Source organism: Streptomyces niveiscabiei, assembly GCF_033794345.1.
Classification (GTDB): domain Bacteria; phylum Actinomycetota; class Actinomycetes; order Streptomycetales; family Streptomycetaceae; genus Streptomyces; species Streptomyces niveiscabiei.
In genome coordinates this window covers 17,550-37,147 of the sequence record NZ_JARAYJ010000047.1, presented here as the reverse complement: position 1 = coordinate 37,147, position 19,598 = coordinate 17,550, and the positions used below count along the sequence as shown (strand labels likewise).

Below are 19,598 nucleotides of genomic sequence, written 5' to 3'. Positions count from 1 at the left end.
CGCGGCAGGAACATAAACCTCCGGCACCAAATCAACGCCGGGAACAGCCACCTCCCCCAGGGGCGCGGGGCTGGATGTGCGGCTACCGCCGCGTGGGCGCGACCAGCCACGACGAACCCGCACCGGCCCACCGCCCTCACCCCCCTTCCCCCGGCCCCACAACCCCCGCCCGAGCCCGCCCCTCCGCCTCGAACGGCCCCACGCCCACCGCCACCGTCAGATCCACGACATCCCCCGCCACAGCACACCGCACCACCCGCCCGCCCTGAGCCCGAGCCACCCCCCGAGCCCGCTCGCAGGCCACCTCCTCCCCCTCCAGCACCCTCCCCGCCCCCGCCAACGCCGCAAGGTCCGCCCCACCGGTCGCCCGATGCCGTACGACGACGGCCTGCCCCAACGCCAGCACCGCCCCGAACACGGCACACAGCACGGCGACCACCACAACTCCCCACACACTCGCAGACCCCCGATCCCGAGACCCCCCTCTCACCGCTCCACCCCCTCAGCCACCGCGACAGCCTCCTCCCGCACCTCGAACGGCACCCCCCCGAACCCCACCGGCTTGGCGACGACGACCACCCGAACCTGATCCCCCTCCCGCCCGACAGACACCCGCGCCCCCCGAGGGGCGGTCGCCCGGACGACCCGGACGACCACCTCCTCGCTCTCCTCCCGCGCAGCGGCCCGCGCCCCGGCACTCGCCGCATCCACACACCGGATCTGCACGACGACCGACAGCAGCCCCCAGACCAACGCCATCGCAAACGCGACCAGCACCGGCAACACCACAGCCGCCTCGGCGGTGACGAACCCCCGATCCCCCTCACACCGCCGCACTGAGCGCCCTCGAAACGATCGACGCCAACTGCCCGGACACGGCAGCACTGGTCACGACCTTGTAGAAGGCCATCGCGAACGCGACGGCGACCAAGATCCCGACGGCGTACTCAGAAGTCGCCATGCCGGCATCCCGCCCACCCCTCCGAGCACGCACCCGACAACCCCACCCACGCACCCGAGCCCGCACGGCCCGCCACACCGCCCCCTGCCCCTTCCCGACAGAACGCACCCCGACCCGCCTTGCTGCGCCCCGACTCACGCCGACCTGGTTCGTGCCGCCCCGGCTCACACCGACCCGACTCGCGCCCACTCGAACCGCTCCGGCCCGGCTCACACCGACCCGACCCATCCCGACCTGATACATCCCGACCTCCAACAGTCCATCTCTCATCGCTTCACACCGCTCTCGACCACGCACTCCGCCCTCACTCCCCAGCCCTCACCCACCCATCACCCCTCCCGCCAGCCCCACCATCACCGGCACCACCCCCAGCACCACGAACGCCGGCAGAAAGCACAGCCCCACCGGAGCCGTGACCCACACCCCGGCCCGCCGAGCCCGAGCCGTGGCCGCCCGCAACCGCTCGGCCCGGGCATCCGCGGCGATCCGCGCCACAGGCCCAGCCGCGGGCAACCCGGACACATCGGCCCGCTCAAGAACCCGAGCCAGCCCCTCCGCCCCCGGCACCCGGGCCAACCGCCCCCACGCATCCCCGGGTTCACCCCCGAGCCGCACCTCGGCGGCCCCCCGCGCAAGCCCCTCCCCGACAGGCCCGCCAAGCGCCTCCCCCACGGCCTGAGCCGCGACGACAGGCCCGGCCCCGGCGGCAACGCAAGCGGCCAACAGATCCGCGGCCAGGGGAAGTTGCCGAGCCGCGGCCACGGCATCGACCACCTCACCCCGCTCCCCGGCACCCCGCTCCCGCGCCCGCCGCCACCGCCACACCGCAACCGCCCCCACCACCCCGAGCACGCCCCCGAGCCCGCCACCGACAAGCACCCAGGTGGCCCCCACGACCCCCATCTCGGGCCCCCACCGCCGCCCCAGCTCCCACACCCGCACCCTCGGCACACTCGCCTCGGCCACCATCCGCAGAGCCATCAGCTCCGCGAGCCGCCTCCGAACCCTCCGCTCCCGCCGAACCTTCTCCACGCCCCGCAGCCCCCACCCGAGCGCCACCAGCACCCCCAGAGCCACCCCCAGCCTGTGGACAACTTCCTGACTCACCGCTCCACCACCTCTCCAGACACCCTGAACCGATCGAAACCCGGCACACCCGACACGTCACGCCACCTCTCTCCGAAACCCTCCGAACACCGCTCGCCCTCGCAGACCGATCCCCTCGCCTCCCGAACCTCCACGCCCCGAACAGACCTCCCAACTCGTCCCTTCCTGAACCTCCGCCCCGAACCGACCTCCCGCCTCGTCACCTCCCGAACCGAACCCCGCCCTCACGCCCGCGCCAAAGCCCCGCACCGCCACCCCGCCCCCGCCCACGCCCCTCACCCCACCTCAGCCCCCCGAACGATCCGAGCCACCCACCACACCCCCGCCGCCTCCAGCACCCCGCCCACCACCAGGCACCCCACCCCCACCCCGGAGTGCAACAACACCCCCAACGGATCCGCCCCGACCGCCGCCCCCAGCCCCAGCCCCACCACCGGCAACCCCGCCAACATCACCGCGGTGGCCCGAGGCCCAGCCAACTGGGCCCGCAGATCCGCCCGTTGGTCCCGCTCCGCGCGCAACGCCTCCTCCACCCGATCGAGCCCGGCGGCCAGCCCAGCCCCTTGGTCGACGGCGACCCGCCAGCACGCGGCGACCCCCAGCAACCCCTCCGCGCCGGGCTGCCGAGCGGCGACCGCGAGGGCGGCCGGCACATCCCCGCCGAACCGCGCGGCGGCCAGCACCCCCGCCCGAGCCTCGTCGAGCCCGGCGGACTCCCGCGCGGCCAGCGACAGCGCCTCCCCGGGCTGCCGCCCCGCCCGCACCTCCCCGGCGAGGGCCGCGCACAGCCCGATCACCGCGTCGACCCGGCCCTCACGCTCCCGCCGGGCCTCGGCGGCCAGCCGCAGCCTCCGTACGAGCGGCACCGCGGCGACCCCGGCGAGCACGGGCAGCAGAGACGCCCCGAACACCCCGAAGGCGACCCCGGCGACGGGCGCCCACCACTCGGCCCGCCACCGCTCCCGCACGCGCCGCCACTCCAGCCCGGCGTCCCACCCGCCGTCCACGACGACCCCGCCCCCGGCGAGCATCAGCCGAGCCCGCCGGACCCCTTGCCGCTGCTCCCCGACCGTCCAGAACACGACCCCGGCGCAGGCGACGGCCGCGCCCAGGGACAGTTCGTACGCCGACGTCACGCCCCCTCACCCCCGAGCAGCTCGCGCAGCCGCGCCCACCCGGTCTCCCGGACGAACGCCTCGGCGCCCCACCGCAGCGCGGGCACGGTCCGTACGAGCCCTGCGGGGTCGCGCTCCAGGACGTGCACCTCGGCGATCCTGCGCCGCCCGCTCCCGTCGCGCACGAGGTGCAGGACGACCGACAGGGCCGCCGCCACCTGGCTGTGCAGCGCGGCCCGGTCGAGCCCGGCGGCGGTGCCGAGCGCTTCGAGGCGGGCGGGCACGCCGGACGCGGCGTTGGCATGGACCGTCCCGCAGCCGCCCTCGTGGCCGGTGTTGAGGGCCGCGAGCAGGTCCAGGACCTCGGCCCCGCGCACCTCCCCGACGACCAGCCGGTCCGGCCGCATCCGCAGCGCCTGCCGTACGAGGTCCTCCAGCGTGACCAGCCCGGCACCCTCCTGGTTCGCGGGCCGGCTCTCCAGCCGTACGACGTGCGGGTGATCGGGCCTCAGCTCGGCCGAGTCCTCCGCGAGCACGATCCGCTCGCCCGGCCCGACCAGCCCCAGCAGGGCGCTCAGCAGCGTCGTCTTGCCGGTGCCCGTACCGCCGCTGACGAGGAACGACAGCCGCGCCCGCATGAGCGCCCGCAGCACCCGGTCCCCGCCCGGCGGCACGGTCCCGGCGGCCACCAGCTCGTCCAGCGTGAACGCCTTGGGCCGCACGACCCGCAGCGACAGGCACGTGCACCCCACGGCGACGGGCGGCAGCACCGCGTGCAGCCGCGTCCCGTCCGGCAGCCGCGCGTCCACCCAGGGCCTGGCGTCGTCGAGCCGCCGCCCCGCGACAGCGGCGAGCCGCTGGGCGAGCCGCCGGACGGCGGCGGCATCGGAGAACGCGACCCCGGTCAGCTCCAGCCCGCCGCCCCGGTCCACCCAGACCCGATCAGGCGCGGACACCAGCACATCGGTCACCGACCCGTCCCCCAACAACGGCTCCAGCGGCCCGCTCCCCACCAGCTCCGACCGCAGCCGATCGGCCGCCCCGAGCACCTCGGCATCCCCCAGCACCCGCCCCTGCTCCCGCAGGGCCTGAGCCACCCGGGCCGGCGTCGGCTCACCTCCGCTGACGGCCAGCCACTGCCGCACCCCGTCCAACAACTCGACACTCACAACGCTCTCCTCTCGACGAACACGAACACGAACCCGCACACGCACACGCACACGCACACGCACACGCACCCGAACAACTCCCGAACGCCGCGCTACAGACGCCCCCGAACCCGGCCCGACCGCGCCCGCCGAGCCGCACCCGGCGCGCGTAGCCGCGACCACCCCCCGCCAAGCCGCCCCCGCCCCCTCACCTCACCGCCCCCTGAACCCCCCGCTCACCCCCACCGCCCTCCACCAACGCCCGCTCCCAGAACTCCTTGCAGAACCGCCCCAGCGGCCCCCGGGCCGCCGCCCCCGGCGGCCTGCGCCCCGTGTCCGCCTTCAACAGCGCCGGGTCCAGCGGGACTTCGCCGGCCAGCGGGAGCCGAAGGAGCCGGGAGACCTCGTGGTCGTCGAGGCCGGGTACGCACGGCGCGCGGACGGCGACGCGGAGGTCCCGCAGGACCATGCCGACGGCCGAGGCGACGCGTCCGGCCGCGGCGACGGCGCGGAGTTCCGCGGGGACGACCAGGAGCCCCAGGTCGACCTGGGCGAGCGCCTCGGCGACGCCGTCGTCGAAGCGGCGGGGCAGGTCGACGACGACGGTCCCGCCCCGGCGCCGCGCGGCGGCGAGGACCGCGCGGACGGCCTGCGGCGGGACCGCGACGCAGTCCCCGCGGTCCCAGCTGAGCACCCGCAGCGCGTGCAGCTCGGGCAGCGACTCCTCCAGCGCGCCCCCGCCGACCCGCCCCCGGGAGGCGGCGAAGGCGGGCCAGCGCAGCCCCTTCGCGGTCTCCCCGCCGAGCAGGACGTCGAGCCCGCCGCCGAGCGGGTCGGCGTCGACGAGGAGCGTGCGCAGCCCTTCCCGCGCGGAGGTCACCGCGAGGGCGCAGGCGAGCGTGGAGGCGCCGGCGCCCCCGCGCCCGCCGATGACGCCGACCGTGAGGGCGGGCCGCCCCACGCCCTCGGCGACGTCGGCGATCCGGTCGACGAGCCACTGCTCCCCGTCGGGCAGCACCAGCACGTGGTCGGCCCCGATCTCGACGGCGAGCCGCCACACGTCGGGGTCGTCCTGGTCGCGCCCGACGAGCACGACGCCCCTGCGGCGCGCGGAGTGCCGTACGCGCCGGGCGGCGTCGTCGCCGACGAGGATCAGCGGCGCGGACTCCCAGACGCCCCGGCGCTGCGGCAGCGCGGGATGCACCTCGGGTGTCGCGCCGGCGGCGGCGCACAGCCGCAGCAGGTCGTCCAGCAGGCACGCGTCCTCGGTGACGATGAGCGGCCTGCCCGGCCGCCCCGGAGCTGTGGACGGCGGGTCGTGTGTGACGGATCCGGACACGGTTTCCTCCCCCTTCTCGCAATCGACCGACATCGGCGGCCGGACGGAAACCGGCCACCCCCGCGTCCGAAAAGCGGAACGGGCCCCGAACTCGGCCCTGCCCGACGCGGTGGAATCACGATGCGGCGGCCCGGGAAATCGTGTGGATCTTGGTCGAAAACTGTGGATGGAGGACGGCCTGTGGATATCTCCGTCACCCGAACCGGTGAGCCCCCCGACTTCCGCTGACTTCCGGTCCGACTTCCGCTCCAACTGCCGGTCCGACTTCCGGCCGACTTCCCCACCCGGAAATCCCGACGGACTGTCGGCAAAACCCCCGCCCTCACTCCCGCGAAGTCACCACCCCCGCCCCCTCGGACTCCCTCGCCCCACCTGGGCGATCTCCGCAGAGCATCATCACGACTACGCTCGGTGATGCTCTGCGGGCATGCGAAAGAGGCGGCCGGAGCCGCCTCGTACGGCGCGATCACCGCGGGAAGAAGGGGAAAACCCACCCGGACATGCGACGACCCCCACCGGGGGGGAGAGTGGGGGTCGTCTCCACGGCCCTACTCGGGGGGGGAGGAGTCGGGCCGGGTTAGCACGGTCGCGAACGATCCGTGACTTCCATGGTGTACCCGAGAGCCCTCTCAGGCAAACCCACACGCCTCACCTTACGCCGAATGGGCTGCACCTATGCTCAGGGACGTGGAAAACCACTCCTCTCCCCGGACTGCGGCCTTCTTCGACCTGGACAAGACGGTCATTGCCAAGTCGAGCACTCTCACCTTCGGCAAGTCCTTCTACCAAGGCGGCCTGATCAACCGCAGGGCGGCCTTGCGCACCGCATATGCCCAGTTCGTCTTCCTCGTGGGCGGTATGGACCACGAGCAGATGGAACGCACCCGCGAGTACCTCTCCGCGCTGGTGCGCGGCTGGAACGTCGAGCAGGTGAAGGAGATCGTCGCCGAGACCCTGCACGACCTGATCGACCCGATCATCTACGACGAGGCCGCCTCCCTCATCGAGGAGCACCACACGGCCGGCCGGGACGTCGTCATCGTCTCCACCTCGGGCGCCGAGGTCGTCGAACCGATCGGCGAACTCCTGGGCGCCGACCGGGTGGTGGCGACCCGGATGGTCGTGGGCGACGACGGCTGCTACACCGGCGAGGTCGAGTACTACGCCTACGGCCCGACGAAGGCGGAGGCGATCAGGGAGCTGGCCGAGTCCGAGGGCTACGACCTGGAGCGCTGCTACGCGTACAGCGACTCCGCGACGGACCTGCCGATGCTGGAGTCGGTCGGGCACCCGCACGCGGTGAACCCCGACCGCGCCCTGCGCCGCGAGGCGCTCGCGCGCGGGTGGCAGATTCTCGACTTCCACCGCCCGGTACGGCTCAAGCAGCGCATCCCCTCGTTCGCCCCCCGCCCGGCGCTGGTCGCGGCGGCGGCCGTGGGCGCGGCGGCGGCGACGGCCGGGCTCGTCTGGTACGTCAACCGGAAGCGGCCCCCGCTGACCTGACCCAATGCCCCCGTTTGCGGCCAAAAGCAAAGAATCGCGGTCAGGACTTTCGCTCTCCCGGGTCCGGGAGTACAAAGGAAGACACGGCCCGCGAGACCGAAGGACATCCGAGAGGATCACCTGACTGACGCACATGGCCCCACGGACCGAGCATGTGAACAGGGCACCCACGCGACGTCGACCCGTCGATTACGGGCCAGCCGCACCAGGTGACGGGCGAAGCTCCCGACCTGATGGGCAACATTTCGAGGACGCTTGGTAACCCGGTGAACATGCCAGCGGCGGTACGGATGTCGTACCGCCGCACTTTATTGCCTGCGCTATTGCCCGCGCCCGCGCGCGAGAGCACCCGCCGGCAAACGCACGCCCCCGCGCGGGCGCCCGCAGATCAAGCCGCCCCGCGCTGGAGCGCCTCGCACACCGCCGTCGACTCCCGCGCCCCCAGCTCCACCGCCTGCCCGCAGTGCGTGATCCACGCCCCGACCCCCTCGGGCGTCCCGGAGACGTACCCCTCCAGGGCCGCGAGGTAGGCGGCCCGCCCCAGCTCCGCGTGTCCCACCTCGGCGGGGCAGATCGACTTGGGGTCGAGGCCGGTGCCGATCAGGACGATGCGCGCGGCGGCGCGCGCGACGAGCCCGTTGTGGGAGGTGAACGGCCGCAGCGCGAGGAGTTCGCCGTGGACGACGGCGGCGCTCACCAGCGCGGGCGCGGAGCTGCCGGCGACGATCAGCCCGGAGAGGCCCTCCAGGCGCGCGGAGACCTCGGCGGCGCTCGGCAGGGGGAGTTCGACGAGGGGTTCGTCGACGGGCTCGCCGTCCTGCCGGGGGCGCCCGGTCTCGCCGCTCTGCTCGGCCGCGGCGACCAGGTGCAGGCGCGCGAGCACGCGCAGCGGCGACTGCCGCCACACGGACAGCAGCTGGCCCGCCTCGGCGCTCAGCCTCAGCGCGGCGCCCACCACGCGCGCCTGTTCGTCGGCGCCGAAGTCGGAGCGCCGCCGCACCTCTTCGAGCGCCCAGTCCGCACCGGCCAGCGCGGCCGACCCGCGCGCGCCGCGCAGGGCGGCCTCGGAGGTGACGGCGGTGCTGCGGCGGCGCATGACGCGGTGGCCGTAGACCCGGTCCACGGCCTTGCGGACGGACTCCACGGACTCGGCCACCCCGGGCAGCTCGCCCAGGGCCACAAGAGGATCGGCGGTCGTACTCATGGGTACGACAGTAGCCACCCCGCGCCCGCGCCCCTCGAAGGAGTGGTCTTCTTCACGCACCCCTGCCACGTAGCGCCAGCGGGCCACTACCCTTCGTGAACATGAAAATTGCTTTCGTCGGGAAGGGCGGTAGCGGCAAGACGACGCTCTCCTCCCTGTTCGTCCGGCAGCTCGCCGCCCTCGGCGCGCCCGTGATCGCGGTCGACGCGGACATCAACCAGCACCTGGGGCCCGCGCTCGGCCTCGACGAGGACCAGGCCGCGGCCCTGCCCGCGCTGGGCGAGCACCTGCCGCTGATCAAGGACTACCTGCGCGGCGACAACCCGCGCATCGCCTCGGCCGAGACGATGATCAAGACCACCCCGCCCGGCGAGGGCTCCCGGCTGCTGCGGGTGTGCGAGGACAACCCGGTCTACGAGAAATGTGCCCGGAGTGTGGAACTCGACGGCGGCGCCGTCCGTTTGATGGTCACGGGCCAGTTCACGGACGCCGACCTCGGGGTCGCCTGCTACCACTCCAAGACGGGGGCAGTCGAGCTGTGTCTCAACCATCTGGTGGACGGCCCGGGCGAATACGTCGTGGTGGACATGACGGCAGGTTCGGACTCCTTCGCGTCCGGCATGTTCACCCGCTTCGACATCACGTTCCTCGTCGCCGAGCCGACCCGCAAGGGGGTCTCCGTCTACCGCCAGTACAAGGAGTACGCCCGGGACTTCGGCGTCGAGCTGAAGGTCGTCGGCAACAAGGTGCAGGGCCCGGACGACGTGGACTTCCTGCGCGCGGAGGTCGGGGACGACCTGCTGGTGACCGTCGGCCACTCGGACTGGGTGCGCGCCATGGAGAAGGGCCGCCCGCCCCGGTTCGCGTCCCTGGAGGAGGCGAACCGTACGGCCCTGGAGCGGCTGCGGTCGGCCGCCGACGCGTCGTACGCCCGCCGCGACTGGCAGCGGTACACGCGCCAGATGGTGCACTTCCACCTGAAGAACGCCGAGTCGTGGGGGAACGCGCGCACCGGGGCCGACCTGGCGGCGCAGGTCGACCCCGGCTTCGTGCTCGGCGAGGGGCTCGCGGTTACCGCGTGACGGTCGCGGCCGGGGCCCCGGGGACGCCCTTCGGGGCGGGGGCCGGGCGGGCGCTCAGGAAGGCCGTCCAGCCCTGCTTCGGGGCCTCGCCGACGCCGAGGGTGCGGAGTTTCGCCAGCACCTTCGGGTCCTGGGCGTCGAGCCAGTCGGAGAGCTGGCGGAAGGAGACGCAGCGGACGTCGGGCTTGTTGCAGACCCGCTCGATGGTCTCCTCGACGGCGCGCATGTAGGTGCCGCCGTTCCAGGACTCGAAGTGGTTGCCGATGACCAGGGGCGCGCGGTTGCCGTCGTAGGCGCGGTGGAAGCCCTTGAGGAGGCCGTCGCGCATCTGGTCGCCCCAGTACTCGTGCTTGCCGGGGTCGCCCTGGGTGGTGGTGCCGGACTGGTTGACCATGAAGTTGTAGTCCATGGTGAGCTGCTCGTAGGAGTGTCCGGGGAAGGGCACGAGCTGCATGGACAGGTCCCACAGCCCTTCCTTCTTGCCGGGCCACAGCTGGTTGTTGACGCCGCTGGTGTCGTAGCGGAAGCCGAGTTCGCGGGCGGCCTTGCGGAAGTTCTTCTGGCCTTCGAGGCAGGGCGTGCGGGCGCCGACGAGTTCCTTGTCGTAGTCGAAGGGCAGGGGCGCCGCCTTCGTCATCCCGGTGTTGGTCTTCCAGGTCTTGACGAATCGTTTGGCCTGGGCGATCTCGTCCTTCCAGTCGTCCACCGACCACTCGCCGACCCCGCCGCCCTTGCCGCAGAAGTGGCCGTTGAAGTGGGTGCCGACCTCGTTGCCCTCCAGCCAGGCCAGGCGCAGTTGCTTGACGGTGTCGGCGATGCCCTGCTCGTCGTTGAAGCCGATGTCGGAGCGGCCCGGCGAGTGCTGCGGCGGCCGGTAGAGGTCACGTTTCTCCTCGGGCAGCAGGTACACGCCGCTGAGGAAGTACGTCATCGTCGCGTGGTTGGCCTTGGCGACCCCCCGGAAGTGCGAGAACAGCTTCTGACTGTCCTCGCCCGCGCCGTCCCAGGAGAAGACCACGAACTGCGGCGGCTTCGCGCCCGGCGCGAGGCGCTCGGGGCGGGGCAGGTGGGGCTGGGCCCCGGTGTAGGCGGTGGACCCGTCCCCGATGAGGCGTACGGCGCTCTTCGGCGCCGGGGCGGCCGGCTTCGCCTTCTGCGGGCCCCGCGCCCCCTCCTTGGCGCCGGACGGGCCGGTGCCCGCGCAGCCGGCGAGCGACGTGGCGACGGCCGCGGCGAGCACTGCGCACGCGGCGATCCTCTGGGTGGCGGCCATCAGCATCCTTCTTTCCCGGAGTTCCCGGCGCGACGGTGGTGGGCCGCCGGGGCGAGCCGACGGCGCCGCCAAGGTCGCACGGGACCGGAATTGAATTAGTACGACAAGCCGATCAAATACCCACTTCATCCCGAGGAGTGAATTACTAGCCCATTTGCTCGCCAGTTCTATTCCTGGACTTTACTCTGCATTACGATCCGTTTACCGAGCGTTGCTTCATCCCGCCGCTGTATTGCCGTGACCCACGGCCGCGAGTTCCGCGACCGCGCTGCCCCGGAGGAGACGGGACCATGTTCGCCTGCGCCCCCACCCGAGCCATCGACCCCCACGACCACACCCCGCGCAGCCACCGGCCGCACAGCCCGCCGCCGCGCCGCCGCTTCCGCCTCGCCGGAGCCGACGTCTCCGCCTCGGTCGCCGTCTTCCTGATCGCGCTGCCCCTCTCCCTCGGCATCGCGCTCGCCACCGGCGCCCCCCTCCAGGCGGGCCTGGTCGCCGCCGCCGTCGGCGGGCTGGTCGCCGGGCGGCTCGGCGGGTCCCCGTTGCAGGTCAGCGGCCCGGCCGCCGGGCTCACGGTGGTCACCGCCGACCTCATCCAGCGCTACGGCTGGCGCACGACCTGCGCCATCACCGTCCTCGCCGGACTCGCCCAGCTCGCCCTCGGCTGCCTGCGCGTCGCGCGCACCGCGCTCGCCGTCAGCCCCGCCGTCGTCCACGGCATGCTCGCCGGCATCGGCGTCACCATCGCCGTCGCGCAGCTGCACATCGTCCTCGGCGGCAGTCCGCAGAGCTCCGTCCTGGACAACCTCCGCGCCCTGCCCGCGCAGCTCGCCGGACTGCACCCGGGCGCCGTCACGGTCAGCGCGCTCACGCTGACGCTCCTGCTGCTGTGGCCCCGCATCCCCGGGCGCCTCGGGCGGCTCCTGCGGAAGATCCCCGCCGCGCTCGTCGCCGTCACCGGCGCCACCGCCGTCGCCGCGCTCGCCTCCCTCACGCTCCCCAAGGTCGACCTGCCGTCCTGGTCCAGCCACGCGCTCGCCGGACTCCCCGAAGGGCCGGTGCTCGGCATCGTCGCCGCCGTGCTGACGATCACGCTGGTGTGCAGCGTGCAGTCGCTGCTGGGCGCGGTCGCCGTCGACAAGATGATCGCCGCCCGGCAGGCGACGACCCCGGTCACCGGCGGCGGCCCCGCTCCCCTGCCGCCCGCGCCCGCCCCGCGCGTGGGCCGCTCCGACCTCGACCGCGAACTCCTCGGCCAGGGCGCCGCGAACATCGTCTCCGGCGCGCTCGGCGGCCTGCCCGTCGCCGGGGTCGCCGTGCGCAGCTCCGCAAACGTGCACGCGGGCGCGGTGAGCCGGAACTCCACGATGCTGCACGGCGTTCTCGTGGTGATCGCCGCGCTGCTGCTGGTCCCGGTGCTGGAGCTGATCCCGCTGGCCGCGCTCGCCGCGCTGGTCATGGCCGTCGGCATCCAGATGGTGTCGCTGCACCACATCCGTACGGTGACGCGCCACCGCGAGGCGCTGGTGTACGCGGTCACCACCCTCGGCGTCGTCTTCCTGGGCGTCCTGGAGGGCGTCCTCCTCGGGATCGCCGTCGCCGTGGCCGTCGCCCTGCGCCGCCTCGCGCGCACGCGCATCACCCACGCCGAGGAAGGCGGCGTCCACCACATCCACGTCCGGGGCCAGCTGACCTTCCTCGCCGTCCCCCGCCTCAGCCGCACCCTCCACCTCGTCCCCCAGGGCGCGCACGCGATCATCGAACTCGACGGCTCCTTCATGGACCACGCGGCGTACGAGTCCCTCCAGGACTGGCACAAGACCCACACCGCACAGGGCGGCACCGCCGACCTCACGGGACGCCGCACACCCGCCGCGCCGACCGAGTGCCACTGCCGGCCCTGGACGCCGTGGCGCAACCACCAGTGCGGGAGCCTGATGCCGGTTCCGCACGAGGTGGCGGGGGCGTCGGGCCTGGGCGACGAGAGCGGCGTACCGCCGGAGGACTGGCGGTGGGCCGGGGGTTCGGTGAGCGGAGCCTCGGGGGTGGGCAGCGGGGGCTCGGGGCCGGGGGGCGAAGCTTCAGGGCCGGGCGGCGGAAGCTTGAGGCCGGGGGGCGAAGCTTCAGGACCGGGCGGCGGAAGCTTGAGACCGGGGGGCGAAGCTTCAGGGCCGGGCGGCGGAAGCTTGAGGCCGGGGGGCGAAGCTTCAGGGCCGGGCGGCGGAAGCTTGAGGCCGGGGGGCGAAGCTTCAGGGCCGGAGGGTGAGGCCTCAAGGCCGAGGCGCGGAGCCTCGGCTCCGGAGGGAGCGGCCTCAGGATCGGGCGGCGGAGCCTCCGGGCCCGGGGACGGCGGGGCCGACCAGGCAGGTGCCCGCGCCAGGACCGGCCGCACCGGCGCCCACGCCGAGAACGGCCACCCCAGGACCGGCCCCTCCACAAGCACCCCTGCCGAGACCAGCCACTCCGAGACCGGCCACTCCGAGACCGGCGACGAAAACGGCTCCGCCGAGAGGGGCCACCCCGGGTCCGACCCCACAAGCACACCCACCGCGACCAGCCACTCCGGGTCCAGCCCCGCGAACACCCCTGCCGAGAGGGGCCGTCCCAGGACCAGCCCCGCAAACACCCCCACCGGGACCAGCCACCCTGGGTCCAGCCCCGCGAACACCCCCGCCGAAGCCACCCGCACCGGCACCGCCTGCGGCCCCGACCAGCCCCAGAACCCCGGCACACCACCCCCCGCCGGAGCCACCCCCACCTCCTCCGGCCGCCCCGAGGCCCCCGCCGCCACACCCCCCGGCACCCCCGCAAGCACCGCCCCCACCACCCCCGTCCCCCCACCCAGCGCACACCAACTGGCCCGAGGCATCAGCGCGTTCCAGCGCAACACCGCCCCGCGAGTGAGGGGCGAGCTGGCGCGGCTGGCCAGGGAGGGGCAGCGGCCGGCGCAGTTGTTCCTGACCTGTGCGGACTCCCGGCTCGTGACGTCGATGATCACCTCCAGCGGGCCGGGGGACCTGTTCGTCGTACGGAACGTCGGGAACCTCGTGCCGATGCCCGGCGAGGAGAGCGGGGACGACTCCGTGGCGGCGGCGATCGAGTACGCGGTGGACGTGCTGAACGTGCGCTCGATCACCGTGTGCGGGCACTCCGGCTGCGGGGCGATGCAGGCGCTGCTGACCACCGAACCGGGCGGCGCGCAGACCCCGCTCAAGCGGTGGCTGCGGCACGGGCGCCCGAGTCTGGAGCGGATGGCCGACGACAGCCGCGCGTGGGCGAGGCTCGCCGGGCGGGCGCCGGCGGACGCGGTGGAGCAGCTGTGTCTGACCAACGTCGTCCAGCAGCTGGACCACCTGCGCGCGCACGAGTCGGTGGCCCGCGCGCTGCGCACCGGCGCGCTGGAGCTGCACGGCATGTACTTCCATGTGGGGGAGGCGCAGGCGTACCTGTTGACGGAAGGCGTCTTCGACCACGTGGGGACGACGGACCGGCCGGTCTGAGCCGCTCTCCCCACGGACCGGCAATTCGAACCCCAACCCCCCGAAGTGTGAAAGGTGTTACACCCGCTGAACTCCCCCTCCCCGAGATCCGTGGGTACGGATGACCCGGCTGGTTCTGGAGCCCTACAGGTCTAAACCATTGATCGGCCGACCCTTGTCATCGCCCCCCGGGTCTGATGAGCTGTGGCCTGGGACACAACGGACACCCTGGGAAAGGGAGATGTCGTGAGCAACGAAAGCCTGGCCAACCTCTTGAGGGAGGAGCGGCGCTTCGCTCCGCCGGCTGACCTGGCGGCAGCCGCCAACGTCACGGCCGAGGCGTACGAACAGGCCAAGGCTGACAGGCTCGGCTTCTGGGCGGCGCAGGCCCGCCGGCTGAGCTGGGCCGAGGAGCCGACCGAGACGCTGGACTGGTCGAACCCGCCGTTCGCGAAGTGGTTCGCGGACGGCGCGCTGAACGTCGCGTACAACTGCGTCGACCGGCACGTCGAGAACGGCCTGGGCGACCGGGTCGCGATCCACTTCGAGGGCGAGCCGGGCGACAGCCGGGCCATCACCTACGCCGAGCTGAAGGACGAGGTCTCCAGGGCGGCGAACGCGCTGCTGGAGCTGGGCGTCCAGCCCGGCGACCGGGTCGCGATCTACCTGCCGATGATCCCCGAGGCGGCGGTCGCGATGCTGGCCTGCGCCCGCGTCGGCGCCCCGCACTCGCTGGTCTTCGGCGGCTTCTCGGCGGACGCGCTGGCCACGCGCATCCAGGACGCCGACGCGAAGGTCGTCATCACGGCGGACGGCGGCCACCGGCGCGGGAAGCCGGCGGCGCTCAAGCCCGCCGTGGACGACGCGGTCGCCAAGGCGGGCGGCGTGCGCAACGTCCTCGTCGTACGGCGCACCGGGCAGGACGTCGCCTGGGACGACAGCCGCGACCTGTGGTGGCACGACGTCGTCGGACGGCAGTCCGCCGAGCACACGCCGCAGGCCTTCGACGCCGAGCACCCGCTGTTCATCCTGTACACCTCGGGTACCACGGGTAAGCCCAAGGGCATCCTGCACACGTCCGGCGGCTACCTCACCCAGGCGGCGTACACCCATCACGCCGTCTTCGACCTCAAGCCCGAGACCGACGTGTACTGGTGCACCGCCGACATCGGCTGGGTGACCGGGCACTCGTACGTCGTCTACGGGCCGCTCGCCAACGGGGCGACCCAGGTCATGTACGAGGGGACCCCCGACACCCCGCACCAGGGGCGCTTCTGGGAGATCGTCCAGAAGTACAAGGTGTCGATCCTCTACACGGCGCCCACCGCGATCCGTACGTTCATGAAGTGGGGCGACGACATCCCCGCGAAGTTCGATCTCAGCAGCCTGCGGGTCCTCGGCTCGGTGGGCGAGCCCATCAACCCCGAGGCGTGGGTCTGGTACCGCAAGAACATCGGGGCCGAGAAGACGCCCGTCGTGGACACGTGGTGGCAGACCGAGACCGGCGCGATGATGATCTCGCCGCTGCCCGGTGTCACCGAGGCGAAGCCCGGGTCCGCGCAGACGCCGCTGCCGGGGATCTCCGCGACCGTCGTCGACGACGAGGGCAACGAGGTGCCCAACGGGGGCGGCGGCTACCTCGTCCTCACCGAGCCGTGGCCCTCCATGCTGCGCACCATCTGGGGCGACGACCAGCGGTTCATCGACACGTACTGGTCCCGCTTCGAGGGCAAGTACTTCGCCGGGGACGGCGCGAAGAAGGACGACGACGGCGACATCTGGCTCCTCGGCCGCGTGGACGACGTCATGCTCGTGTCCGGGCACAACATCTCGACGACGGAGGTGGAGTCGGCGCTCGTCTCGCACCCCTCGGTCGCCGAGGCGGCGGTCGTCGGCGCGACCGACGAGACGACCGGGCAGGCGATCGTGGCGTTCGTCATCCTCCGGGGTACGGCGTCGGAGAGCGCGGACCTGGTCTCCGGGCTCCGCGACCACGTGGGCGCGACCCTCGGGCCCATCGCCAAGCCGAAGCGCATCCTCCCGGTCGCCGAGCTCCCGAAGACCCGCTCGGGCAAGATCATGCGCCGGCTGCTGCGGGACGTCGCCGAGAACCGTGAACTGGGCGACGTCACGACGCTGACCGACTCCACGGTCATGGACCTCATCCAGGCCAAGCTCCCGGCCGCGCCGAGCGAGGACTGACCCCGCCCGGCGGAAACGCTCCCGGCCCCGAGAAGGGTGCCGGGAGCGTTCTGCGAGATCGCCTCCCCGCCCCCGCCTTCGGTACCCTGGTAAAGGTCGCGTCAAAGATGCGACAAGATCCCCGGAGGGGATCGTCAAGGTGCGCCGGGAAGTCTGGTCGGCATGTCCGTCGGCATGTCCAGAGACCGGAGGTTCCCCGTGACCGCCCCCCGTAACGCCCGGAAGTTCTTCGGGCGGATGTCGTTGTCCGAGCGGACGTTCGTGGCGGACGCGCTGCGGACCGAGACCGTCGGCGGGGTGCTGTTGCTCGCGGCTGCCGTCGCCGCGCTGGTGTGGGCCAACGTGCCCGCGCTCAAGGGGAGTTACGCCGACGTCAGCGACTACCACCTCGGCCCGTCCGCCCTCGGGCTCGATCTGTCCGTCGCCCACTGGGCCGCCGACGGGCTGCTCGCCGTCTTCTTCTTCGTCGCCGGCATCGAGCTGAAGCGCGAACTGGTCGCCGGGGACCTCAAGGACCCCCGGGCGGCGGCGCTGCCGGTCGTCGCGGCGCTGTGCGGGATGGCGGCACCGGCATTGGTCTACACCATCGTCAACGCCGGGGGCGGGGGCTCGCTCGTGGGGTGGGCCGTCCCCACCGCGACGGACATCGCGTTCGCGCTGGCCGTCCTCGCGGTCATCGGGACGTCCCTGCCGAGCTCCCTGCGCGCGTTCCTGCTGACGCTGGCCGTCGTGGACGACCTGTTCGCGATCCTGATCATCGCCGTGTTCTTCACGGGCTCGCTGAACTTCGCGGCCCTGGGCGGCGCGGTGGCGGGGCTGGTCCTGTTCCGGGTGCTGCTGCGCAAGGGCGTGACGGGCTGGTACGTGTACGTCCCGCTCGCCGTCGTCATCTGGGCGCTGATGTACAACAGCGGCGTCCACGCCACGGTCGCCGGCGTCGCGATGGGCCTGATGCTGCGCTGCACGACGCGGGAGGGCGAGCGGCGTTCGCCGGGCGAGCGGATCGAGCATCTCGTACGGCCGCTGTCGGCCGGTCTCGCCGTACCCCTGTTCGCGCTGTTCAGTGCGGGGGTGACCGTGTCGGGCGGGGCGCTCGGGGACGTGTTCGGGAAGCCGGAGACGCTGGGTGTCGTGCTCGGTCTGGTCGTGGGGAAGACGCTGGGGATCTTCGGGGGGACGTGGCTGACGGCGCGGTTCACGCGGGCCTCGCTGAGCGAGGACCTCGCCTGGGCGGACGTCTTCGCGCTGGCGTCCCTCGCGGGCATCGGCTTCACCGTGTCGCTGCTGATCGGCGAGCTGGCGTTCGACGGGGACGCGGCGCTCACGGACGAGGTGAAGGCCGCCGTCCTGATCGGCTCGCTGATCTCGGCGTGCTGCGCGACCGTCCTGCTGAAGCTGCGCAACGCGAAGTACCGCCGGCTCGCGGCGGACGAGGAGCGCGACGAGGACGCCAGCGGCATCCCGGACGTGTACGAGCAGGACGACCCGGCGTACCACCTGCGGATGGCGGAGATCCACGAGCGCAAGGCGGCCGAGCACCGGCGGATCGCCCGGGACATGGCCGCACAAGTGCCGGGCGGGACGGGCGCGGGGGACGGGCGTCCGGCATGATCTGACGGGACGGTACACATCGAGAGCTTGTGAAGAGGACGAGGGAGAACGCGATGAGCGCACCCGACGACAGCCCGGTCGGCGCCGAACGCAGTGTCGGACAGCTGTTCGCCTCCGCGACGGCCGAGATGTCCGCGCTGGTGCACGACGAGATCGCGCTGGCGAAGGCGCAGCTCAAGCGGGACGTGAAGCGGGGGGCGATCAGCGGGGGCGCGTTCACCGTCGCCGGCGTCGTCCTGCTGTTCTCGCTGCCGATGCTCAACTTCGCGCTGGCGTACGGCATCCGCAGCTGGAGCCACTGGCCCATGGCGGTGTGCTTCCTGCTGTCGTTCGCGGCGAACGTGCTGGTCGCGGTCGTGCTCGGGCTGGTCGGCGTGGCCATGGCGAAGAAGGCCGCGAAGAGCAAGGGCCCGCAGAAGGTCGCCGCGTCCATGAAGGAGACCGCCGGCGTCCTCCAGAACGCGAAGCCGCACCCGCGTCCCGAACTCGTCGAGGGCAAAGCCCCGAAGGCCGTCGAGGCTGTGGCACGCTCGACATCATGACGGACCCCTCGACAGCACCCTCCTCGGTGGTACGACCCGACGGTCCCTGGACGCATCGCGACGTCGCCGCGAACGGCGCCCGCTTCCACATCGCGGAGGCCGGCGAGGGCCCGCTGGTCCTGCTGGTGCACGGCTTCCCCCAGTTCTGGTGGACGTGGCGCCACCAGCTGACGGCGCTGGCGGACGCCGGGTTCCGGGCGGTCGCGCTCGACCTGCGCGGCGTCGGCGGCAGCGACCGCACCCCGCGCGGCTACGACCCGGCGAACCTCGCGCTCGACATCACCGGCGTCATCCGCTCCCTCGGCGAGCCGGACGCGGCGCTCGTCGGCCACGACCTCGGCGGCTACCTCGCCTGGACGGCCGCGGTGATGCGCCCCAAGCTCGTACGGCGCCTCGCGGTCGCCTCGATGCCGCATCCCCGGCGGTGGCGCTCCGCGATGCTCGCCGACGTCAAGCAGACGGCGGCGAGTTCCCACATCTGGGGGTTCCAGCGGCCGTGGCTGCCCGAGCGGCGGCTCGTCGCGGACGACGGGGCGCTGGTCGGCGAGCTGATCCAGGAGTGGTCGGGGCCGGTGCCGCCGGACGAGGAGGCGCTGGAGGTGTACCGGCGCGCGATGTGCATCCCGTCCACCGCGCACTGCTCCATCGAGCCGTACCGCTGGCTGGTGCGCTCCCTCGCGCGGCCCGACGGGGTGCAGTTCTACCGGCGCATGAAGCGCCCGGTGCGCGTCCCGACGCTGCATCTGCACGGCTCCCTCGACCCGGTGTCGCGGGCACGGAGCGCGGCGGGCAGCGCGGAGTACGTGGAAGCCCCGTACCGCTGGCGGCTGTTCGACGGGCTCGGCCACTTCCCGCACGAGGAGGACCCGGTGGGGTTCTCGGCGGAGCTGGTCAACTGGCTGAAGGATCCCGAGCCGGACCGGTGACATGGCCGAAAGGTCTGGACTATCGGTGTGTGTACGAGCCGATGCGCCCGGTATCCGGACGGGAACGCTTGTCCTACGAACGGCCATGTGCCCGGCGCATAGGCCG

16 protein-coding genes are annotated in these 19,598 nt (G+C 73.1%); 7 read left to right on the top strand and 9 right to left on the bottom strand.

Features of this window, described 5'->3' with window-relative positions; genetic code table 11:
- Nucleotides 1-136: 136 nt before the first annotated feature.
- From PV682_RS38805 to ssd, 7 genes are all read right to left on the bottom strand, one after another.
- Nucleotides 137-490, bottom strand: a complete 354-nt coding sequence (locus PV682_RS38805) for an Rv3654c family TadE-like protein (RefSeq protein ID WP_319736882.1) — start codon at nucleotides 488-490, stop codon at nucleotides 137-139.
- Nucleotides 487-837: a TadE family type IV pilus minor pilin gene (locus tag PV682_RS38800; protein ID WP_319736881.1), complete on the bottom strand. Its 351-nt coding sequence runs from the start codon at nucleotides 835-837 to the stop codon at nucleotides 487-489. Before PV682_RS38800 ends, PV682_RS38805 begins: the two co-directional genes overlap by 4 nt.
- Nucleotides 824-961: a DUF4244 domain-containing protein gene (locus tag PV682_RS44465; RefSeq protein WP_346426909.1), complete on the bottom strand. Its 138-nt coding sequence runs from the start codon at nucleotides 959-961 to the stop codon at nucleotides 824-826. Before PV682_RS44465 ends, PV682_RS38800 begins: the two co-directional genes overlap by 14 nt.
- Nucleotides 962-1,279: 318 nt before the next feature.
- Nucleotides 1,280-2,068, bottom strand: a complete 789-nt coding sequence (locus PV682_RS38790) for a type II secretion system F family protein (protein WP_319736880.1) — start codon at nucleotides 2,066-2,068, stop codon at nucleotides 1,280-1,282.
- Between the two features lie 275 nt (nucleotides 2,069-2,343).
- On the bottom strand, nucleotides 2,344-3,204 hold the full coding sequence (locus PV682_RS38785; protein ID WP_319736879.1) for a type II secretion system F family protein: 861 nt from the start codon (nucleotides 3,202-3,204) through the stop codon (nucleotides 2,344-2,346).
- Entirely contained in the window at nucleotides 3,201-4,352 is a 1,152-nt protein-coding gene (locus PV682_RS38780) for a TadA family conjugal transfer-associated ATPase (RefSeq protein ID WP_319736877.1), read from the bottom strand. The genes PV682_RS38785 and PV682_RS38780 overlap by 4 nt, the downstream gene beginning before the upstream one ends.
- Before the next feature lie 187 nt (nucleotides 4,353-4,539).
- Nucleotides 4,540-5,670, bottom strand: coding sequence for a septum site-determining protein Ssd (ssd, locus tag PV682_RS38775; protein WP_319736876.1), 1,131 nt, complete (start codon nucleotides 5,668-5,670; stop codon nucleotides 4,540-4,542).
- Between the two features lie 675 nt (nucleotides 5,671-6,345).
- On the opposite strand from ssd, the gene PV682_RS38770 reads away from it, so the two are divergent.
- Complete coding sequence (locus PV682_RS38770) at nucleotides 6,346-7,173, top strand: HAD family hydrolase (protein WP_319736875.1); 828 nt, start codon at nucleotides 6,346-6,348, stop codon at nucleotides 7,171-7,173.
- Between the two features lie 388 nt (nucleotides 7,174-7,561).
- Here PV682_RS38770 and PV682_RS38765 read toward each other — a convergent pair whose 3' ends face one another.
- The gene (locus PV682_RS38765; RefSeq protein ID WP_319736873.1) at nucleotides 7,562-8,377 is read right to left on the bottom strand and encodes a Fic family protein; all 816 of its coding nucleotides are present in this window, start codon (nucleotides 8,375-8,377) and stop codon (nucleotides 7,562-7,564) included.
- Nucleotides 8,378-8,478: 101 nt separating this feature from the next.
- On the opposite strand from PV682_RS38765, the gene PV682_RS38760 reads away from it, so the two are divergent.
- The gene (locus PV682_RS38760) at nucleotides 8,479-9,459 is read left to right on the top strand and encodes an ATP-binding protein (RefSeq protein WP_319736872.1); all 981 of its coding nucleotides are present in this window, start codon (nucleotides 8,479-8,481) and stop codon (nucleotides 9,457-9,459) included.
- Here the strand turns inward: PV682_RS38760 and PV682_RS38755 are convergent.
- Nucleotides 9,449-10,732, bottom strand: a complete 1,284-nt coding sequence (locus PV682_RS38755; protein WP_319736869.1) for a polysaccharide deacetylase family protein — start codon at nucleotides 10,730-10,732, stop codon at nucleotides 9,449-9,451. The two genes, PV682_RS38760 and PV682_RS38755, sit on opposite strands and share 11 nt — an antisense overlap.
- A gap of 290 nt (nucleotides 10,733-11,022) precedes the next feature.
- Here PV682_RS38755 and PV682_RS38750 point away from each other — a divergent pair, with 290 nt between their 5' ends.
- From PV682_RS38750 to PV682_RS38730, 5 genes are all read left to right on the top strand, one after another.
- On the top strand, nucleotides 11,023-14,232 hold the full coding sequence (locus PV682_RS38750; RefSeq protein ID WP_319736868.1) for a SulP family inorganic anion transporter: 3,210 nt from the start codon (nucleotides 11,023-11,025) through the stop codon (nucleotides 14,230-14,232).
- A gap of 225 nt (nucleotides 14,233-14,457) precedes the next feature.
- Complete coding sequence (gene acs / locus PV682_RS38745; protein ID WP_319736867.1) at nucleotides 14,458-16,413, top strand: acetate--CoA ligase; 1,956 nt, start codon at nucleotides 14,458-14,460, stop codon at nucleotides 16,411-16,413.
- Between the two features lie 198 nt (nucleotides 16,414-16,611).
- Complete coding sequence (nhaA, locus tag PV682_RS38740) at nucleotides 16,612-18,024, top strand: Na+/H+ antiporter NhaA (protein ID WP_319736866.1); 1,413 nt, start codon at nucleotides 16,612-16,614, stop codon at nucleotides 18,022-18,024.
- A 53-nt stretch (nucleotides 18,025-18,077) separates the two neighbouring features.
- Nucleotides 18,078-18,566 (top strand): phage holin family protein, encoded by a 489-nt coding sequence (locus PV682_RS38735; protein ID WP_319736864.1) that lies wholly within the window; start codon nucleotides 18,078-18,080, stop codon nucleotides 18,564-18,566.
- Nucleotides 18,563-19,492 (top strand): alpha/beta fold hydrolase, encoded by a 930-nt coding sequence (locus tag PV682_RS38730; RefSeq protein WP_319736863.1) that lies wholly within the window; start codon nucleotides 18,563-18,565, stop codon nucleotides 19,490-19,492. The genes PV682_RS38735 and PV682_RS38730 overlap by 4 nt, the downstream gene beginning before the upstream one ends.
- Nucleotides 19,493-19,598: the final 106 nt, after the last annotated feature.

Excerpts from the sequence above, each read along its gene's own strand:
- PV682_RS38760 (WP_319736872.1), top strand. The coding sequence starts at position 8,479 with ATGAAAATTGCTTTCGTCGGGAAGGGCGGTAGCGGCAAGACGACGCTC.
- PV682_RS38770 (WP_319736875.1), top strand. The coding sequence starts at position 6,346 with ATGCTCAGGGACGTGGAAAACCACTCCTCTCCCCGGACTGCGGCCTTC.
- PV682_RS38765 (WP_319736873.1), bottom strand. The coding sequence starts at position 8,377 with ATGAGTACGACCGCCGATCCTCTTGTGGCCCTGGGCGAGCTGCCCGGG.
- PV682_RS38755 (WP_319736869.1), bottom strand. The coding sequence starts at position 10,732 with ATGGCCGCCACCCAGAGGATCGCCGCGTGCGCAGTGCTCGCCGCGGCC.
- PV682_RS38735 (WP_319736864.1), top strand. The coding sequence starts at position 18,078 with ATGAGCGCACCCGACGACAGCCCGGTCGGCGCCGAACGCAGTGTCGGA.
- PV682_RS38730 (WP_319736863.1), top strand. The coding sequence starts at position 18,563 with ATGACGGACCCCTCGACAGCACCCTCCTCGGTGGTACGACCCGACGGT.
- PV682_RS44465 (WP_346426909.1), bottom strand. The coding sequence starts at position 961 with ATGGCGACTTCTGAGTACGCCGTCGGGATCTTGGTCGCCGTCGCGTTC.
- PV682_RS38750 (WP_319736868.1), top strand. The coding sequence starts at position 11,023 with ATGTTCGCCTGCGCCCCCACCCGAGCCATCGACCCCCACGACCACACC.